At 32.1% G+C, this 1369-nt stretch carries 3 protein-coding genes; all 3 read left to right on the forward strand.

Annotated features, from left to right (window positions below; genetic code table 11):
• A partial coding sequence (locus ACY3FQ_RS18370; RefSeq protein ID WP_489774613.1) for a plasmid pRiA4b ORF-3 family protein occupies positions 1-412 on the forward strand: 412 nt, incomplete at its 5' end.
• Between the two features lie 105 nt (positions 413-517).
• Complete coding sequence (locus tag ACY3FQ_RS18375) at positions 518-766, forward strand: type II toxin-antitoxin system HicA family toxin (RefSeq protein ID WP_044425274.1); 249 nt, start codon at positions 518-520, stop codon at positions 764-766.
• Entirely contained in the window at positions 763-1098 is a 336-nt protein-coding gene (locus ACY3FQ_RS18380) for a type II toxin-antitoxin system HicB family antitoxin (RefSeq protein ID WP_035270373.1), read from the forward strand. Before ACY3FQ_RS18375 ends, ACY3FQ_RS18380 begins: the two co-directional genes overlap by 4 nt.
• Positions 1099-1369: the final 271 nt, after the last annotated feature.

Raw genomic sequence — 1369 nt, forward strand, 5'->3', positions numbered from 1 at the left:
TAGGCTCCATAAGGCAATTCAATCTGCTTTTGATTGGGAAGATAGCCATTTACATGAATTCACGACTATTAAGCATGAAAAGATCAATAAAAGACAAAAATTGAAAGAAGTTCTACGTGTAGGTAAAAAAATTATATATACATATGATTTTGGCGATTGTTGGGAACATTTGATTACTGTAGAAAGCAGACAATCTCCTGATTTAAATAAAAAATATCCATGTTGTATAGATGGTCAAAATCATGCTCCATTTGAAGATATTGGAGGAATTTTTGGATATCTTGATATTTTAGATGCATTACAAGACCCCAAACATCCAAGATATGACGATTACATGCAAATTATCGAGGATGAAATAGGAGAGATAGAGTTTGATCCGACCTACTTTAATTCACATGATATTAAGTTTTAAACCTGATTTAACATAAGGGCTGTTATACGAAATTGCAACTAAATATAGTTGCAATTATTATTTAAAAGTAACTATACTTAGTTGCAATAGCAGTAGGGCTGAAGTATGGGGAAAACGGAAAAGTTACTGGAAAAATTTGGAAATTCAAAAAATACATTTCCGTATAAAGATTTAGTCGTTTTACTGAATCAGCTCGGCTATGAAAAATTTGAAATGGCAGGCTCTCGTGTCCGTTTTTTTAATACGAAAACTGAACACATGATTTTACTGCACAGGCCACACCCTGAAAATGAAATCAAAGGTGGGGCTTTGAAATCTGTAAAACAGGCACTCAAGCAGGAGGGATTTTTATGAGCTATTTAAAATACAAAGGTTATCTAGGTACAATTGAACCTGATCTTGAAACAGGTGAGTTATTTGGAAAGCTTGCATTTATCCGTGATCTCATCACTTATGAAGCAGAAACATTAAAAACTCTTGAACAAGCTTTTCAGGAATCTGTCGATGGATATTTAGAGTCTTGTGCTGAATTAGGTAAAAAACCCGATCAGCCATTCAAAGGTACATTTAATGTCCGTATTAGTCCTGAGTTACACCGTAAAGCTGTTTTAGCATCAAGTGATAATTCTCTTAATGCTTTTGTAAGCGATGCGATTCAAGAGAAATTAATGCGTTTAGGTGCTTAATTTATTGAAGCCTAGATTGACATCTAAAAATTGAAAAAAATTAGTAAAAAAGGGAGCTTACAGCTCCCTTTTTTGATTTCGCATAAGGTGTATTATGTTAATTTTAGATAAATTACATAATTTCTATTCCACATTATTTGATAATTTAACAATATCTTTAACTTCTAAAATATTAGTTGAATAACCTCGACGCACAGCATTTAACATAGCAATACCAATACTTTGAGTTGTTAAAATTGAATTTGGTACAACAAACTTAAATATAGGGAAA

The sequence above is a fragment of the Acinetobacter sp. AB03 genome (genome assembly GCF_058107045.1).